General features: G+C 63.6%; 15 protein-coding genes. 12 read left to right on the forward strand and 3 right to left on the reverse strand.

The features are described from left to right. Window positions 1-153: 153 nt before the first annotated feature. From NLM31_RS18710 to NLM31_RS18720, 3 genes are all read right to left on the reverse strand, one after another. On the reverse strand, window positions 154-1,365 hold the full coding sequence (locus NLM31_RS18710; protein ID WP_254193200.1) for an acyl-CoA dehydrogenase family protein: 1,212 nt from the start codon (window positions 1,363-1,365) through the stop codon (window positions 154-156). Between the two features lie 23 nt (window positions 1,366-1,388). Beyond that, complete coding sequence (locus NLM31_RS18715; RefSeq protein WP_254193201.1) at window positions 1,389-2,507, reverse strand: glycoside hydrolase family 172 protein; 1,119 nt, start codon at window positions 2,505-2,507, stop codon at window positions 1,389-1,391. 93 nt (window positions 2,508-2,600) lie between these two features. Continuing rightward, window positions 2,601-4,226, reverse strand: a complete 1,626-nt coding sequence (locus tag NLM31_RS18720) for a long-chain fatty acid--CoA ligase (protein ID WP_254193202.1) — start codon at window positions 4,224-4,226, stop codon at window positions 2,601-2,603. Window positions 4,227-4,421: 195 nt separating this feature from the next. Here NLM31_RS18720 and NLM31_RS18725 point away from each other — a divergent pair, with 195 nt between their 5' ends. From NLM31_RS18725 to NLM31_RS18780, 12 genes are all read left to right on the forward strand, one after another. After that, window positions 4,422-6,281 carry an NAD(P)/FAD-dependent oxidoreductase gene (locus tag NLM31_RS18725; protein ID WP_254193203.1) on the forward strand — a complete coding sequence of 620 codons (1,860 nt, stop codon included), beginning with the start codon at window positions 4,422-4,424 and terminating at the stop codon, window positions 6,279-6,281. Then, the gene (locus tag NLM31_RS18730; RefSeq protein WP_254193204.1) at window positions 6,278-7,081 is read left to right on the forward strand and encodes a shikimate dehydrogenase; all 804 of its coding nucleotides are present in this window, start codon (window positions 6,278-6,280) and stop codon (window positions 7,079-7,081) included. Before NLM31_RS18725 ends, NLM31_RS18730 begins: the two co-directional genes overlap by 4 nt. 131 nt (window positions 7,082-7,212) lie before the next feature. Then, the gene (locus NLM31_RS18735; RefSeq protein WP_254130772.1) at window positions 7,213-8,031 is read left to right on the forward strand and encodes a lytic transglycosylase domain-containing protein; all 819 of its coding nucleotides are present in this window, start codon (window positions 7,213-7,215) and stop codon (window positions 8,029-8,031) included. Between the two features lie 112 nt (window positions 8,032-8,143). After that, entirely contained in the window at window positions 8,144-8,365 is a 222-nt protein-coding gene (locus NLM31_RS18740; protein WP_092230347.1) for a hypothetical protein, read from the forward strand. A 12-nt stretch (window positions 8,366-8,377) separates the two neighbouring features. After that, window positions 8,378-8,800 (forward strand): hypothetical protein, encoded by a 423-nt coding sequence (locus NLM31_RS18745; RefSeq protein WP_254193205.1) that lies wholly within the window; start codon window positions 8,378-8,380, stop codon window positions 8,798-8,800. Window positions 8,801-9,110: 310 nt separating this feature from the next. Next, complete coding sequence (locus tag NLM31_RS18750; protein ID WP_254130774.1) at window positions 9,111-9,557, forward strand: MaoC family dehydratase; 447 nt, start codon at window positions 9,111-9,113, stop codon at window positions 9,555-9,557. An 84-nt stretch (window positions 9,558-9,641) separates the two neighbouring features. Then, a complete protein-coding gene (locus NLM31_RS18755) occupies window positions 9,642-10,139 on the forward strand; it encodes a hypothetical protein (protein WP_254130775.1) in 498 nt (165 codons plus the stop codon). 252 nt (window positions 10,140-10,391) lie between these two features. Then, window positions 10,392-11,546 (forward strand): LuxR C-terminal-related transcriptional regulator, encoded by a 1,155-nt coding sequence (locus NLM31_RS18760; RefSeq protein ID WP_254193206.1) that lies wholly within the window; start codon window positions 10,392-10,394, stop codon window positions 11,544-11,546. A gap of 226 nt (window positions 11,547-11,772) precedes the next feature. After that, a complete protein-coding gene (locus tag NLM31_RS18765; RefSeq protein ID WP_254130777.1) occupies window positions 11,773-12,750 on the forward strand; it encodes an AraC family transcriptional regulator in 978 nt (325 codons plus the stop codon). A gap of 61 nt (window positions 12,751-12,811) precedes the next feature. Next, window positions 12,812-13,366, forward strand: coding sequence for a DUF3455 domain-containing protein (locus NLM31_RS18770; RefSeq protein ID WP_254130778.1), 555 nt, complete (start codon window positions 12,812-12,814; stop codon window positions 13,364-13,366). Between the two features lie 2 nt (window positions 13,367-13,368). Continuing rightward, window positions 13,369-13,617, forward strand: a complete 249-nt coding sequence (locus tag NLM31_RS18775; RefSeq protein ID WP_254193207.1) for a DUF6894 family protein — start codon at window positions 13,369-13,371, stop codon at window positions 13,615-13,617. Between the two features lie 222 nt (window positions 13,618-13,839). Further along, complete coding sequence (locus tag NLM31_RS18780) at window positions 13,840-16,875, forward strand: autotransporter domain-containing protein (RefSeq protein ID WP_254193208.1); 3,036 nt, start codon at window positions 13,840-13,842, stop codon at window positions 16,873-16,875. The last annotated feature ends 42 nt before the right edge of the window (window positions 16,876-16,917 follow it).

The following is a 16,917-nucleotide window of genomic DNA, read 5'->3' on the forward strand; positions in this document are numbered from 1 at the left end:
AGGAGGAATACGATCATGCTTGCGTTCTATCTGCCGATCATCATTTTCGGAGCGATGCTCGAAGCGATTTCGGGCCGGAAAGCATCGCCGCCAAGCGACGACTAGTCGCCGATCCTGTTGCGCGGGCTCCGGTGCTGACGCGGTAACATCCGGCTAGATATTCGAATATTTCTTCAGCTCGAACCGCGCGATCTGGTTCCGGTGCACCTCGTCCGGCCCATCCGCGAGGCGCAGCAGGCGCGCGGTGGCGTAGGCCTGGGTCAGGCCAAAATCGTTCGAGGTGCCGCCGCCGCCGTGGGCCTGGATCGCCCAGTCGATGATCTGGCAGGCCATGTTGGGCACGGCGACCTTGATCATCGCGATCTCGGCCTTCGCGACCTTGTTGCCGACGGTGTCCATCGCGTAAGCCGCGTTCAGCGTCAGCAGCCGGGCCTGCTCGATCATGATGCGGGCTTCGGCAATGCGCTCCTGGGTGACCGTCTGCTCCGAGACCGGCTTGCCGAAGGCGACGCGGCTGCGCACGCGCCGGCACATCTTTTCCAGCGTGCGTTCGGCAAGTCCGATCAGCCGCATGCAATGGTGGATGCGGCCGGGACCGAGGCGGCCCTGCGCGATCTCGAAACCGCGGCCTTCGCCGAGCAGCATGTTCTCCTTGGGGACCCGCACATTGGTGAAGATCACCTCCGAGGCGCGGTCGGGTACGCCGTAGAAGCCGAACACGGGCAGGGGCCGCTTGACCTCGACGCCGGGCGTGTCCATCGGCACCAGGATCATCGATTGCTGCTTGTGGCGATCGGCATTGTCAGGATCGGTCTTGCCCATGAAGATGCAGATCTTGCAGCGCGGGTCGGTCGCGTTGGTCGTGTACCATTTGCGCCCGTTGATGACGTAATGGTCGCCGTCGCGCACGATCGAGCTTTCGATGTTGGTCGCGTCGGATGAGGCGACCGCAGGCTCGGTCATGGCGAAGCAGGAGCGGATTTCGCCTGCGAGCAATGGCTTCAGCCAGCGCTCCTTGTCCTTCTCCGTACCGTAGCGCTCCAGCACTTCCATGTTGCCGGTGTCCGGCGCCGAGCAGTTGAACACCTCCGGCGCCAGATGCGAGCGGCCCATGACCTCGCAGAGCGGGGCATATTCGAGATTGGTGAGGCCCGCGCCGTGGCTGGACTCCGGCAGGAACAGGTTCCAGAGGCCCTCGGCGCGCGCGAGCGGCTTCAACTCCTCGACGATTGGATAGACTTTCCACGGCCCAAGCTCTTCCGCCTCGCGATAAAATCGCTCCTCGTTCGGGTAGATGTGCCGGTCCATGAAACTCTCGAGCTTGCGCTTGAGCTCGACGACTTTTGGCGACATCGGGTAGAGCATGCTGGACCTCCTCAGGCCTCGGGCTAGTCGATCTCGAGATATTCCGGGTCGGCGAGTTTCGGGAACGGCGCGGCCGGCAGCGTCTGGTACCAGAACGCCACGGAGGCGATGTCGTCCTGCAGCGGGAGGTATTTCGCCTCCTTGAGGCCCGTCCGCCAGCCCAGCGCCTGGATGGTGACGCGAAGGTCGCTCTGGAAGCGGATGGGATCGGGGATGTGCCAGCGATACATGCCGAAGCGCTGCTGCGACTTGTAGACGCCGTCGGGACGGATCACCTGCGGCAGGCCGGCATAGGGCGTGGTGAATTCCTGGTAGCGCGACTGCTGCACGGCGCCGCGACCGGAATGAGCCACATAGGGATCGAAATTATACGCACCGCAGAAATAATCCTCGGTGCCGGTGCCGCAAATGGTCGGGAATTCACCGTCGCCGTCGATGAAGAACTTGATCTCGCCTTCGCCCCACCAGCCGTTGTTGTTGACGCCCCAGGCCATGTAGGTGCCGATATACTGGCCGCGCCCGCTGACGCCGTCGAGGATGGTGTAGACCTCCTTGTAGGGCAGCGGATTGGTGCGGCGGAATTGCGCGTGGAAATAGGCGCAGTCCTCGGGCACTTCGGTCAGCGTGTAGTTGATCTGGTAGTAGACGGTCAGCGCTTCCTCGCTGCGGTTCTCCATCGTGAACCGTGCGCGCTTCCGGAAGGGCATTTCCCAATAGCAGTTGAATGCGCGGCCGGGATTGACGCAGACGGCGAGCGACGTCACCTGCGCAAACTCCTCCCATCCGCAGGCGAAGAAATCGCCGGCCGGGCATTCGACGCTCGGATGCTCCTGGCCGTCCCAGTAGACCCGCAGGATCGAATGGCGCAGCCGTCCCCGCGCCAGCGTCATCCAGATCTGCTGGATGGCGCCCTGGCCCTCGATATCGGCAAGTGTGAACGTCGCGCCGGGCTCGATCACGACAAAGGGCGAAACCTTCCAGCCCTGCCCAAGGTCACGGGCCTGAGGCGCCGCGGGCCCGTCGACGGACATGCCGCCCTTGCCCTTTTCGCCGGTGAAATTCTCGGGGCTGATCGAACGCGTCTGCGCGTTCGACAGGCGCGACAGATTGCCGAGATGCAGGCCCAATCCGGAAAACGCCATGATGTCCTCAATCAGGGGTTAGCGATGCCTCGGATATATCGCCGGCGAATCTACCAAAAGATGAAGATGATCGCGCAATGAGAGGGGCCAAACCTACCCGACGCGGTACGCCTTGAATTTCTCGCGCAGCGCAGATTTGAGCACCTTGCCGGTGCCGGTCATCGGGAATTCGTCGAGGAATTCGACCGCATCCGGCATCCACCAGCTCGCGATCCTGGGACGCATATGGTCGAGCAGGGTCTTGCCGTCGACGGTCGCGCCCTTCTTGCGGACGACCAGAAGCAGGGGGCGCTCCTGCCATTTCTCGTGCGCGATGGCGACCACGGCGGCCTGCAGCACATCGGGATGGGACAGGGCGATGTCCTCGAGCTGGATCGAGGAGATCCATTCACCGCCCGACTTGATCACGTCCTTGGAGCGGTCGGTCAGCGTGACGTGGCCCTGCGGATCGATCACGGCCATGTCGCCGGTGATCAGCCAGCCGTCCCGATCGAGGCCTTCCTCCAGCTTCATGTAGCCGGAGGCGACCCAGGGGCCGCGCGCGCGCAGATGGCCGACCGTCTTGCCGTCGCGCGGCAGCTCAACACCGCCATCATCGACGATACGCAAGGCGGTGCCGAAGCAGGCGCGGCCAGAGACCTGGCGTCGATCGAATTTCTCGGTATCGCTGAGATGCTCCGACCCAGGCCGCAAGCCCGGCATCGAACAACCCAGGGCCTCAGTCATGCCCCACGCCTGGATATAGTCGACGGCGTAGTCACGTTTGAGCTTCTCGACCATCGTGCGCGGTGGTGCCGAGCCCGACGACAGCGTTGCACGTAGCGTCGAAAACTTGTTGCCGGTGCGGCCGAGCCAGTCGAGCAGGATCAGCCAGAAACTCGGCACGCCCGCGGACAGCGTCACTTTCTCGCCTTCGAGCAGCTCGTAGAGTTTTTCGGGCTCGTAATTGCGGCCGGGCAACACCAGCTTCGAGCCGGTATAGGGCGCCGTGAACGGCATGTTCCAGCCATTGCCGTGAAACAGCGGCGCCATCGGCATCATCACCTCGCGCACGCCTTCGACATGCCCGGTGAGGAAGTCGAAGCTGCAACACGTCATGGTCTGCAGGATCGCGGCGCGGTGCGAATAGATCACGCCTTTCGGATTGCCTGTTGTACCGGACGTGTAGCAGATCGTGGATGCGGACTTTTCGTCGAACTCCGGCCAGGCGAAGCCAGCCTCGCTCTCCTTTGCGAGAAGCTCCTCATAGCAATGAACGTTGGCAAGCGTCGTCTCCGGCATCCGCTCGCGCGAGGACATCACGACGAAGGCCTCGATGGTCTTGAGTTGCGGCGCGATCGCCTCGACGATCGGCAGCGTGGCGCGATCGACGAACAGCAGGCGATCTTCGGCGTGATTGATGATGTAGACGAGCTGTTCGGGAAACAGCCGCGGATTGACGGTGTGCAGCACGTAGCCCATGCCGGGCGCGGCGTAGAACATCTCGAAATGGCGATGGGTATTCCAGGCCAGCGTCCCGACGCGATCGCCTTGCTTCATGCCGAGCCGCTTGAGCGCCAGCGCCATGCGCTTGATGCGCGGATGGGCGTCTGCATAGGTATAGCGATGGATATCGCCCTCGATTTCGCGCGCGACGATCTCGGCCTCGCCGTGATAGTCGGCGGCATACTGGATCAGGCCACTGATCAGCAGCGGCATGTCCATCATCAATCCCTGCATTGTCCCCTCCGGATCGCCAGTGACGTTCTGAAATGACGTCGTTGCGTGGCATAGGCTTGTGATTTGCACGGAAGGTTAGCGGAACGTCCCGCGGCGTTCACGCAAAAAGCGAGGGATGAGATTGCATGCGTCACTTTTTCGGGGCTAACGTGCGATGAGCTGTCGGCGAAGCTGCGTTCGCCGTGGAGGAAATCGATGTCAGCGGAAAGACACAAGACCGGTACAACCGGCGAATCTACGGTCGACATTGCCGCACTCCGCGCGCGCTATCGCGATGAGCGCGACCTGCGTCTGCGCAGCGAAGGCAAGGCACAATATGTCGAGGTGACAGGCGATTTCGGTCGTTACCTCGACGATCCCTGGGCCGATCCCGGATTTGCGCGCGAGCCCGTCAGCGAAGAGACCGAGGTCGTCATCGTGGGCGGCGGCTTCGGCGGCTTGCTGTGTGGCGCGCGTCTGCGTGCGGCCGGCATCACTGATTTCCGCATCGTGGAAAAGGCGGCCGATTTCGGCGGCACCTGGTACTGGAATCGCTATCCGGGTGCGGCCTGCGATACCGAGAGCTACATCTATCTGCCGCTGCTGGAAGAGACCGGCTACATGCCGGTGCGCAAATATGCGCGTGCCCCAGAGATCTACGAACACTCGCGCCGCATCGGTCGCCACTTCGGCCTCTACGAGCGTGCGCTGTTTCAGACCGTCATCTCGCGAATGGAATGGAAGGAGGGCGAGGCACGCTGGCTGGTCGAGACAGATCGCGGCGATCGCATACGCGCACGCTTCGTCATCCTTGCCGGCGGTCCGCTCAGCCGGCCGAAGCTGCCCGGCATTCCCGGCATCGAAAGCTTCAAGGGCCACAGCTTTCACACCAGCCGCTGGGACTATTCCTACACCGGCGGCACCGCGGAGGGCGGTCTCGACGGTCTCGCCGATAAGCGCGTCGGCATCATCGGCACCGGCGCCACCGCGGTGCAGTGCGTGCCGCATCTCGGCCGCTCGGCAAAGGAGCTTTTCGTGTTCCAGCGCACCCCATCGGCGATCGGCGTGCGCGACGACCGGCCGACGGATCAATCCTGGGCTGAAGGCCTGAAACCCGGCTGGCAGCGCGAGCGGATGGACAATTTCACCGCCGTGATTTCGGGCGAGCCGTTCGAGCAGGATCTCGTGCAGGACGGCTGGACCGGCCTGCTCGGCGAAATCTTGCTGGCGCCGCGTCGTCAGCCACAACCGGTGACCTCGATGGAAGAGGCGCTGAAGGTGATCGAGCAAGCCGACTATCGCAAGATGGAGGAGATCCGGGCCCGCGTCGACGCCGTGGTCAAGGACGAGGCAGCCGCAGCGGCGCTAAAACCCTGGTACAAGGCGTTCTGCAAGCGGCCGTGTTTTCACGACGAATATTTCGACACGTTCAATCGCGCCAACGTGCATCTCGTCGACACCGGGGGCAGGGGCGTCGACCGCATCACCGAGAATGCGGTCGTCGTCGACGGCAAGGCCTACGAGCTCGACTGCCTGATCTATGCCAGCGGTTTCGAGGTCGGCACCGACTATGCGCGGCGCATGGGCTTCGAGGTCTATGGCCGCGACGGCGTCAGCCTGTCCGAGCGCTGGCGCGATGGCGTCAAGACGATGCACGGCTTCTACAGCCGAGGCTTTCCGAACTGCTTCCTGATCGTGACGGTGCAGGCCGGCCAGAGCGCCAATTTTCCGCACATCATCGACGAGCAATCGCAGCACATCGCCTATGTCATCGATCAGGCGCGCAAGCGCGGTGCGAGGACGCTGGAGCCGACGCTCGCCGCCGAGAATGCCTGGGTCGACGAAGTGGTGAAGGCCGCGGTCGGCCGCCAGACCTACCTCGCCGAATGCACGCCGGGCTATTACAACAATGAAGGGGTGTTCGATCCGATCGCGGCGCGCAACAGCCAGTATTGGCGCGGGCCGATGGCCTTCCTCCGGCTGCTCGCCAAATGGCGGAAGGAAGGCGGCCTGGACGGATTGGAATTGACCTATGGAGCGGACGCGAGGACCGACGGCGCCCAGGTCCCGGCATGATTCCGGCTCCCACAGGTGCGACGCGGCTTTACGTCATCGTCGGCGATCCCATCGCCCAGGTGCGTTCACCTGCGGGAGTCTCGGCCGAGTTCGCGGCGCGCGGCCATGACGGGATTCTCGTTCCTGTTCAGGTTGCGACCGCCGATCTGCCGGAGCTTCTCTCGGTGGCGGGCCGATTGATGAACCTCGACGGCATCGTCGTGACCATTCCACACAAATTCGCCTGCTACCAGGCCTGCGCCAGTACGACGGAACGTGCGCACTTCCTGCGCACCGTCAATTTGATGCGCCGGCGGGCCGACGGTTCATGGCACGGCGACATGGTGGACGGTCTCGGCTTCGTCGGCGCCGCGCGGGCGAAGGGGATCGATCCCCGCGGCATGCGGGCGCTGCTGGTCGGCGCGGGTGGTGCCGGTTCGGCCATCGCGCTCGCCTTGGTCGAGGCCGGCGTCAGCGAGCTCGCGATTCACGACACCGCAGCCGAGCGCCGCGACGCCCTGGTCGGCCGGCTCAACGGGCTCGGCAAAGCGCCCGTGCGGGCAGGCACCGTCGATCCCGCAGGTTTCGACTTCGTCGCCAATGCCACACCCGCCGGGATGAAGCAGGGCGACCCGCAGCCGGTCGATGTCACGCGGCTGGCGCCGTCGGCCTATTGCGGCTGCGTGATCACCAAGCCCGAAATCTCGCCCTTCATTGCAGCGGCACGGGCGCTCGGCTGCGTGACGGCGACCGGCACCGACATGTACCGGCAGCACCAAGGCATCATGGTGGATTTCCTGCTCGGGATCGATGGCGATTGATAAGCCTTTGATTCATGTCAAGCGCATTGCTTGCATTGATTGCATCGGTCGGGGCTTGAGCGGGCGCGGCTGGCGTAGGATCATGCCCGCGCGCGGGCCGGTCGCGTAAAGTCGAAGGAAGGGACCACGGAATGATCAAGGGCAGGGCCGTTGCGACGGCGACGATTGGCGCGGCCGCGCTACTGTTGTCCCTGGCCTCCGCGGCCCATGCCGCGCAATGCGGCAACGGACCCGGCGGCTTCGAGGCCTGGAAGCGGGAGTTCAGCGCGGAGGCGCAGGGCAAGGGCATCGGCCAGACCGCGATCTCGGCGCTGATGCAGACCAATTACGCCAGCGCGACCATCGGCGCCGATCGCAGCCAGCACAGTTTTTCACTGTCGCTCGACCAGTTTCTGGCCAAGCGCGGTGCCACCACGATCGTCGCGCGCGGCCGGTCGCTGAAGCAGTCGCAGGCGGCGATGTTCGCCTCGATCGAGCAGCGCTACGGCGTGCCACCGGGGCCGTTGATCGCGATCTGGGGCATGGAGACCGGTTTCGGCAGCCAGCGCGGCAACCAGAACATGCTCTCGTCGATCGCGACGCTCGCCTATGACTGCCGCCGTCCCGAATTCTTCACAGAACAGCTCTATGCTGCGCTGAAGCTGGTCGACCGTGGCGTGCTGTCGGGATCCACCCGCGGCTCCATGCATGGCGAGGTTGGTCAGACCCAGTTCATGCCCAAGAACATCCTGGCCTATGGCACCGGCAATCTCGAGGTCGCCGCCAACGCGCTGAGCTCGACCGCGAACTTCCTCAAGGCCAATGGCTGGCGTGCGGGAGCCGGCTACCAGCCGGGCGAGCCGAATTTTGCCGCGATCCAGGCTTGGAACGCGGCAGGCGTCTATCAGAAGGCCATCGCACTGATGGGACGCCAGATCGATGGGGGCGGCGGGGCGGCAGCAGCGCGTTGAGGGTACTCCGCAAGGCGTGACCTGCTGAAGAGAGAAAGTTGTTGCTTTCAGGAACCGACGGCATGAGGTTTGCTTAGATCAAGTTCAGGGCTGGGCATGAGGAGAACTCAACATGGCTACCCAGATCGTGATGGACCAGACCGGCGATACACGCCACGAGTTTGATCCTGAAAATGCCGAAGCGTTGGCGCGGGCCGAACAACGCTTTCGGGAGCTGACGGGTGCGGGCTTTACCGCCGCGTACCGGACCGGGCCCGGCGAAGTCACGCGTATCAAATCGTTCGACCCGACCGCGCAGGAAACGCTGTTCTATCCCCGCCTGGTCGGCGGTTGATCTGAACGGCCGATGATCGCGGTCTTCAGGCTTCGCGCGCCCGCGCGAGCGCGTTTGCACGCGCTCCGCGAGCTCTACCGGCGCTTCTTCGGCGAGAACACGCCCGAGGCGCGCGGGCGGCGGCTGCTGGCCGAATGGCTGTCTGAAGAGCAGCGCGCACAGTTCGAGCAGCACCGGCATTTCGATGTCATCGGTTGCGACAGCGGCAAGCGCTATCGCATCCACTACGGCACCGCCGCCAACGTCCACGAGGTCGACAATGCCGGAAATGCGACGATGGGGTGGTGCTTCGTCCCGTCAGGCTTCCTGGTGCCGGGCGACGTGATGCTGGCGCAGAAGATCGCGCTCGAGACGGACGAGAGAGGCGCGCTGGCGCTGGCGAACCGGTTTCCGCCGACAACACATTCCGAGCATTTTTACCGGCGGCCGTTCTAGCTTTCAAAACCGGCGCGGCGCCCTAGTAGTGCGAGGTGCGGTAGGCATCCAACGCATGTGCAGCGAACACGCCGATTGCGCAGAGGGCAAGCAAGGCTGAGATCAGCTCGATCATGACGCACGTCCCTGTATGATTTTGATAACCAGTAAAGCGGCCATCTGTTTCAGGCGTGTTTCGTCGATTTGGGAAAGGGGTTTCGCGGGGAACCCGGGGCTGGCCTGCGAGCGGTCAAACCGCTACATGCGACACGCGTCTATTCCCCCCGGTCGCGTACATCGCGCGCGGTCGCCCATATTTCGAGGCAAAATCATGGCACAGGTCGCCTGGTTCGACGATCTCACCGTCGGCATGCGTTTCAAATCCCCCGAGGTCGAGGTCACCGAGGCCGACATCAAGCGGTTTGCCGCCGAGTTCGATCCGCAGCCGATGCATCTGGACCATGAGGCCGCCAAGCAGACCCTGTTCAACGGCCTGGCTGCGTCGGGATGGCACACTGCGGCGATCGCCATGAACCTCGCGATCCAGACCCGTCCGTTCGGCCCGCATCCGCTGATCGGCGCCGGCGTCGACGGCCTGCGCTGGACCATCCCGGTGCGGCCGAATGACCGCCTGCACCTGGTCGGCGAGGTCATGAGCCTGACGCCGTCGAAGTCGAAGCCGCAGGGCATCGCGCTGGTCAAATGGACCATGTTCAACCAGAACGGCGAGGAGGTTTACACCTTCACACCGATCGCGATCGTGCCGCGGCGCGCCTAGCGCGGCCGGATCGAGCCGGTTGAAACTCTTGCGGCTTGCGGAGAGAGATGGTCAGCTTGAGCAGGGGAATTGCTGGAGGCTGACATGAAACGATCTCTTCTTGCCGCCGCAGTGCTGGCCGGCGCCTTGAGCGCCGGGCCTGCCGCCGCGCAACAGTCCAAGGTCGGCGACTGGACCATCGAGAAGCGCACCCAGGACACCCATTGCAACGCGAGCCGCGGCTACAAGGACAAGGACGACGAGAACCGCGATTACGTCATCGTCATCACCTATTCCGACAAGGCCATCGTGATCGTAATGATCTATGACGGCTGGGAGTGGGACAAGGTTGGCGAGATCCTGAAGGCCGACGTCGGCACCGACGACGCCGACATCATGTCGAAGGCGAAGTGGGAGGTCATGGACAAGACCACCGTGCGTGGCATCTTCGAGTATGATCAATCGATCATGGATCGCCTGTCGAAAGCCAAGCGCCTCACGCTCGATTTCGAGGACGATGACGACGACAGCATCGAGATGCAGATTCCGCGCGCCGGCGAGGCGCTCGCCGCGCTGAAGTTCTGCGAGGAGAACCGGAAATAAAATGCCGCGCGCCCTGGACGCGGCTGATTGAGCAAGCGGTGAGCGGGCGCGTGATGCCCGGCACACAGCCCGCCGGCTGTTCGCATTTATCCTAGTCTTTGGCGAAAACGTCCAAGCCGCACCCTGCGGTTGACGTTACGCAAGGACGATGTTCGAGATTCCAGCATTTTTTTCTGACGTTTTCTCGTCGTCGACCACGGCGATCGGCCGGCCCGTCTTCATCGTCAGCCTCCAGACCGCATTGCTCCGCCGATGACGATCCTCGAGGCCAGCAGGTTCTCCTCGCTCGTCGGCGAGATCTACGATGCGGCGGTCGATCCTGCACAGCGAAGCGCCGCCCTGGAACAGGTTGCCGGCTTTGTCGGCGGCTCGGCCGTGACCATTCTGTCGCGGGACGCCGCCAGGCTCTCGATCGAAATCCACCAGCACTATGGAACTGAGTCCCGCTTCCGCGAACTCTATCGGGACCGCTATGTCGAGCTCGATCCCTTGCTCGATCGCCATCTCGAACTGCCCGTCGAACGGACCATCGGCGTGGCCGACGTCATGCCCTATTCGGACTTCGTGGCCACGAGCTTCTATCGCGAGTGGGTGGAACCGCAGGGCGCCGTCGATCTCGCGACCGTCACGCTGGAGCGATCGCATGCGCGCACCACGATCCTGCAGGTCATGCGCGGCCGGTCACGCGGAACCGTCGATGACGCCATGCGCGAGCGCATGCGGCTGCTCGCGCCGCACATCCAGCGCTCGCGCGTCATGGGTCGGCAGATCAGGGCGCGCTCCCACACCGTGGCCGACCTCGCGGAGGTCCTCGACGCCTTGAGCACGGCGATCTGCCTGTTCGATGCGGACGGGCGTGTCGTTCATGCCAACGCGTCGTGTCGGCAAATGCTCGCCGACGGAAATCTGCTCGCGATCGTCGGCGATCGCATCGTCGCGCGTAACACCCAGGCCGACAAAATATTCCGCGGTCTCTTTGATGCCGTCGCCGGTGGCGGAACCGGGTCTGCCGATCGCCGCAGGATCGAGCTGATGACGTCGGCCGACGGTCAGCACTATCTGGCCTACGCGTTTTCGCTGACGCCCCAACGTAGCCTGCATCGCGATGCTGCAGCCACGGTGCTGTTCCTGCAAAAAGCCTCGATGGTGCCCCAGCTCGCAACGGATGCGATCGCTGCAGCATTCCGGCTGACACCGTCTGAAATGCGCGTGCTGATGGCCATCGTCGAGCTTGGCGGAGTTCCCGACATCGCGGCAAAGCTCGGAATTGCCGAGACGACGGTGAAGACGCATCTCGGCCGCCTGTTCGAGAAGACCGGCGCCGGCAGGCAGGCCGACCTCGTGAAGATCGCGGCGGGCTTCGCTGCTCCATTCGTGCAGCCGATCGGCCCGGACGACACCGTGTGATCCAATTCACATCGCGGCCTGCGAAATTGCGCGATCTCAATCCAATGTGAAGACCAGGCGACACTCGTCCTCCGAACGTATGACGCTTGTCATCTGACATTTTCGTATAGCCATTTTCTGACATGCGAGAGGCAATGCGCGCCATCACAACAATGCGCGGCACCGGATACGAGTGCAGGAAACAACAGCGCGTGGCCGAGCCTGCTCGTCGATTGGAGGGATTGCAGTGAGCAGCAATAATGATGTTTCAGTTCTCAAGGTCTCCTCGAGCGACATTCCGGAAAGCGAACGCGTCACCACGCTGCGCGATTTCTACTGCCGCGGCACAGCGAAGGCAGAGCTCGAAATTCGCGATGGCGAACCGATCATCGCAAATCTCACGGCGCATTCACTGCCCGACGCGCACTTGCTCCTCGGTACGCTGTTTGGTGCCAAGCTCGTTCGTTCCCGGCAGCTCGTCGTCGACGACGGCGACGACAGTCTTGCGTTCGTGTTCAATCGCTCGGGAACGATCGGGGTCACGGGGCGGGGACGGGATCTGCTGCTCGGTCCCGGAGACGCGGTGCTGGCGAGCGCCGAGGACGCCACGACTTTCGAACGATTCGTGGAAGGAGACTGCTTCTCGCTACGGGTGCCGCGGCGGGTACTTGCACCGATCATCATGGACGTCGATGACGCCGTGATGCGCGTTATCAGGGACCGGCAGGCCGAGATCAGGGTGCTGGTCGACTACGCCGCCTCGCTGGTGCGGGAGCACGCATTGGCGACGCCTGCATTGCGCGAGCTCGGCGCCGGGCATTTGCACGATCTGCTGGCGCTCGTGCTCGGTCCAACCGACGACATCAGGGAAAGCGCCGGCCGGCGCGGCGCGAAGGCCGCCCGCCTGCGTAAGGCCAAATTCCTGATCGTCAACAATTGCTGGCGGCAGGACATCTCGGTCGCGGGCGTCGCACAGGAGCTCGGCGTCACGCCGCGCTACCTCCAGCGCCTGTTCGAGGCCGACGGCAGGACGTTTTCCTCGTTCCTGATCGAGCAACGCCTGAAACGTGCCCATCGCATGTTGCGGGAACCGGAATTCGCGGAGCGTCCGGTCTCCTCGATCGCCTACGACGTCGGCTTCGGCGATCTCTCCTATTTCAACCGATCTTTCCGGCGGGCCTACGGGGCCACGCCGAGCGATGTCAGGAGCGGCGCGGCGGAGTGATCGTATCCGCGGGGCATTTGAGCGGCCCGCCGATTTTTAGGCCGGGCCGGGAATTTTTCACATGATCCTTGATCGTGAAATCATGGCTATCGCGCGATTATTGAAACGTAGTGCCGTTGTCGCGAGCGTGCTCTGTGGAGCGTCGGCTTTGGCGGGGACGCCGGACGAGATCAGGGTTCCCGGAGAGATTCCGGGCACGGTCCTTCATGCCGAGGGCGCGCAGATTTACGAGTGCCGGCGCGACCCCACAAATCAGCTGGTCTGGCAGGTGCGGGAGCCGACCGCGACGCTGATCGACCGCGGCAAGTCGGTCGGGCGCCACTCGGCCGCACAGCATTGGGACACCGTCGATGCCAGCACACTGATGTGGGAGCACAAGGACGGCAGCTTTGTGATGGCGAAGATTGTCGCCCAGGCGGCAGGCCGCAGCGCCGACGATCTGCCGTGGCTCAAATTCGGAGTGATCACACAGAGCGGCGACGGCCTGTTTTTCGGCGCCAGCCACGTGCAGCGCATCAACACGCAAGGTGGTGTGCTCCGGGGCACGTGTCAGCAGGCGGGGACCTATCGCAGCGTGCCGTATTCCGCCGATTACGTGTTCTGGCGCGTGGAGTAGACATGCGCCGTTTCTTCTTCGACCTTCTGGTCGGCAATGTCGTCAAGATCGATCCGGGTGGCATGGTGTTCGAGCATGCGAGAGCGACCTTCGCGGTCGCCGACGAGATGGCAAATCACCTCTTCGTCTGGCGCGATGATCTGCGCGATCGCGATGCCTGGATCCGCGTCAGGGACGATGGCGGCCGCGAGATCTATCGCGCCGCGGTCTGGGCCGAGAGTGCCGAGAAGGCGGGCTGGGACCTGGCGTGAGCCTGTGGGCAGTGTCACAAGTCTGCACCAGTGCTTGCGAAAGAGCGTCAGTTCGCTCTGAGCCGAACCTCGGTCGCGTCCGTCCAAGTCGGATGTTGACTGTCCTCCTACCTTAGCGATCAGCGATTCACGTTCGCTGCGCCGGCCTCCTTCGAAGGGAGGAGGCTGGTTGCAATAGGTCTGCACGCCCATTGGGCGGAAGGCCTCGCTTGGGGAATGAAGATGAAACGAAGGCTTCTCGCAACCGTCAACCGCCGCCTGCTGCGGGTCCCGGCATCAGCACTTCTGCTGGGGCCGTGGATCATGACCGGGCGCGCCGAAGCTGCGTGCACGCCGCCGTCGCCGGTCAACAACACGACTATTACCTGTTCCGGCACGACGACCAACGCCAACGGTACGATCGGTTATGGATCGGCCACCGACACCGGCAACACCATCAACGTGACGTCCGGCTCGTTCCTGAACGGCACGACCTCCGGCATCACGCTCAACCAGGGCTCGATCAACAATGCTGGCGCCATCCTGGCCGGGACCGCAGCGTCGAATGGCGCCACCGGAATTGCTGCCTTGGGCGACCTCGATCTGAAGAACACCGGAGATCGCGTTCAGGCATTCGGGACCAACGCTGTTGGGGTCAATAGCCTCGGTACGGTGAATGTGAAAACTGAGAATTCAGGAAGCATCTACGCGATCGCCGCAGGCGGCATCGCGATCCAGGCAAACGTCGTCAACCTGTCCACCAGTCAAAATGGCCAGGTTCAGGGCGATCGGTTTGGAATCACCGCAACGACGGCTACGACGGTCGACAACAATGGTACGATCTCCGCAGGGGCAACCAACGGCATCGCGATCAATACATCCGGTACCGCTGTCGTCAACAACACCAACGGCATCACCGGAGCTATCGCAATTCGCGCGGAAACAGTGACTCTCGGTAACACCGGCACCATCCGAGCCGGTGCGGCCGGCATCTCCTTCACGAGCATGGCGACGATCACCAACAATAGCGCCGGCGAGATCGAAGCGGACGGCGTCGCAATATCTGGCCCAGGCACTGCGACGGTCGTCAACTCCGGCGAGATTTCTGGGCTCTTGGGCGGAAGCCAGGCCATCGCGGCGAATATCGTTGTTGTGTCCTCGAACACCGGCCGTATAGAGGCCGGAGCGCAGGGCGTTCTTGCCAACACTGCAACCGTCAGGAACGACAGCGCCGGAATCATACAGGCAGACGACGTCAATGGGGCCGCGATCAATGCGATCGTCGCGACCGTCTCCAATGCGGGACAGATCCTCGCATTGAGCGCGGGCGGCGTCGGTATTTTGGCCGGAACAGTGAATGTGACTGACAACACCGGCACGATCACGGGTGAGGCCAACGCGATCCGATCGCCGTCGGGTTCGGTCACCGTCAACAACAACGGCGGCAAGATTCAGTCCACGAATATCAACTCCATCGCGGTGTTTGCAGGAGCGGACGCAACCGTCAGAAATAGCGGCACGATCAAGGGGGGCTCGAACGGTGGAAAGGCGATCCGCGCTACTAACAATGCGACGGTCGAGAATCTGTCGGGAGGACTCATCTCCGGAGGGCAATTCGGCATCAGTGCGCACAACATCGTGCTGAGCAATGCCGGTGTGGTCGAAGGATCGGGCGGTAGCGCCGTCGACGCCACCACGGCGGATGTCCGAAATTCAGGCATTCTGCGGACGTCGACCTTTTACGCCATTTCGGCGACGAGCACTGTGGCGGTCGTCAATTCGGGAACGATCACCGGAGGCCTGGCCGGTATCGGCGCCGGGGGGCAGGCGAATATCACCAATTCGGGGCTCATCACCGGCAGGTCAGGAATCGTCGCCTCGAGCACGCTCAACCTGACGAACATGGCCGGCGGCAGCATCGCGGGAACGGACCAGGCTATTGTTGCGCAGGGGGCCGCCACGATCGTCAACGCCGGCACGATAACCGCAACTTCCGGCGTGGCGATCAGGTTGTCGAGGGCGGCCGACACGCTGACGTTGCTGCCGGGCTCGAAGATCAATGGCGTGGTCGATTTCGGCTTCGGTGATGACGTCGTCAACGTCAACCTCGCACCGAGCAGCAAGGTCTCCTCGCTCACGACGATTGATCTGCCGACCTTCATTCACTTCACCGGTACCATCAATACCATCACGTCTGGTGGCGGTTTCAATGGCCCGTCGGTACTATCCGGCACCACGCTCGCAACCCTCGATCCCACCGCGCTCGCCCAGACCGACCGCACGCTGATGGACTTTAGCAGCGGCGTCTCTTCGCTCGTGCAAGGCCGACTCAACGGCACAGGCTCCGGCGCGAACAACATGATGGCGATGGCCTATGCGCCCGAAACCGCGCAGGCGGGACCCTTCACCAAGGCGCCGCACAGCCTGTGGACCGATCCGGCGCCGATCACGGTGTGGGCCAACAGCTTTGGTGGCCAGCGCATCCAGGACGAGACCGCCGCAACGCTGCGCGCGACCTCGACGGCCTGGGGTGGCGCTATCGGCATCGATCGCAAAGTGCAGCCGAACTGGCTGGTCGGCGCGTTCCTCGGCGGCGGGCAGGGCGGCCTCTCGGTCGATCTCAACTCGCAGTCGGTGGACACCAATTATGTGTTCGCGGGTGCCTACAGCCGCTTCGAATGGGCCGCGCAATTCTTCGACTTCACCATCCAGGGCGGCAATGCCGACAACAAATCGCGGCGGCTGGTGCTCAACAATGCCGTGGCGAGCGGCATGGAGACGGCAACCGCCAGCTATCGCGGCTGGTACATCAGCCCCGAGCTTGCCTATGGCTACAAGCTCGACATCGGCAATGGCTACCTTCTGACGCCGACGGCGCGGCTGCGCTACGTCGCCGGCCGGTTCGACGGCTATAGCGAGGCCGGCTCTGCGCAAGGGCTGTCGGTCGGCAGCCGCACACTCCAGGATATCGAAGAACGCGGAGAGGTCGATCTCTCTCGGGTGACGCGCTTCGACAGCGGCGAGCTCAAGGCCAACATCCATGGCGGCGTGATCGCGCTCCAGCGCGTGGGTGACACCGGCATCAACACGGTGCTGCTCGGCCAGAATCTATCCTTCGTGACGCCAGGCAGAAGCAGCACCGTCGGCGCGGTCGCGGGCTTCGGCCTCGACTATCGCACCACGACCAACGTCTCCGTGTTCGGCGCGGTGGAGGGCATGGTGATGTCCGACCAGAGCCGCACTGGAACCGCAAGAGGGGGCCTCCGCGTCGCGTTCTGAGCCGGCATCAGCCCTGGCGGCCTGAACGCGATGCCCGCCGGC

The sequence above is a fragment of the Bradyrhizobium sp. CCGUVB4N genome, assembly GCF_024199945.1.
Lineage (GTDB): Bacteria > Pseudomonadota > Alphaproteobacteria > Rhizobiales > Xanthobacteraceae > Bradyrhizobium.

What these genes read in the sequence shown, in the direction of transcription:
- NLM31_RS18710 (WP_254193200.1), bottom strand. Translation starts at nt 1,365, where the DNA reads ATGCTCTACCCGATGTCGCCAAAAGTCGTCGAGCTCAAGCGCAAGCTC.
- NLM31_RS18715 (WP_254193201.1), bottom strand. Translation starts at nt 2,507, where the DNA reads ATGGCGTTTTCCGGATTGGGCCTGCATCTCGGCAATCTGTCGCGCCTG.
- NLM31_RS18720 (WP_254193202.1), bottom strand. Translation starts at nt 4,226, where the DNA reads ATGCAGGGATTGATGATGGACATGCCGCTGCTGATCAGTGGCCTGATC.
- NLM31_RS18725 (WP_254193203.1), top strand. Translation starts at nt 4,422, where the DNA reads ATGTCAGCGGAAAGACACAAGACCGGTACAACCGGCGAATCTACGGTC.
- NLM31_RS18730 (WP_254193204.1), top strand. Translation starts at nt 6,278, where the DNA reads ATGATTCCGGCTCCCACAGGTGCGACGCGGCTTTACGTCATCGTCGGC.
- NLM31_RS18735 (WP_254130772.1), top strand. Translation starts at nt 7,213, where the DNA reads ATGATCAAGGGCAGGGCCGTTGCGACGGCGACGATTGGCGCGGCCGCG.
- NLM31_RS18740 (WP_092230347.1), top strand. Translation starts at nt 8,144, where the DNA reads ATGGCTACCCAGATCGTGATGGACCAGACCGGCGATACACGCCACGAG.
- NLM31_RS18745 (WP_254193205.1), top strand. Translation starts at nt 8,378, where the DNA reads ATGATCGCGGTCTTCAGGCTTCGCGCGCCCGCGCGAGCGCGTTTGCAC.
- NLM31_RS18750 (WP_254130774.1), top strand. Translation starts at nt 9,111, where the DNA reads ATGGCACAGGTCGCCTGGTTCGACGATCTCACCGTCGGCATGCGTTTC.
- NLM31_RS18755 (WP_254130775.1), top strand. Translation starts at nt 9,642, where the DNA reads ATGAAACGATCTCTTCTTGCCGCCGCAGTGCTGGCCGGCGCCTTGAGC.
- NLM31_RS18760 (WP_254193206.1), top strand. Translation starts at nt 10,392, where the DNA reads ATGACGATCCTCGAGGCCAGCAGGTTCTCCTCGCTCGTCGGCGAGATC.
- NLM31_RS18770 (WP_254130778.1), top strand. Translation starts at nt 12,812, where the DNA reads ATGATCCTTGATCGTGAAATCATGGCTATCGCGCGATTATTGAAACGT.
- NLM31_RS18775 (WP_254193207.1), top strand. Translation starts at nt 13,369, where the DNA reads ATGCGCCGTTTCTTCTTCGACCTTCTGGTCGGCAATGTCGTCAAGATC.
- NLM31_RS18780 (WP_254193208.1), top strand. Translation starts at nt 13,840, where the DNA reads ATGAAACGAAGGCTTCTCGCAACCGTCAACCGCCGCCTGCTGCGGGTC.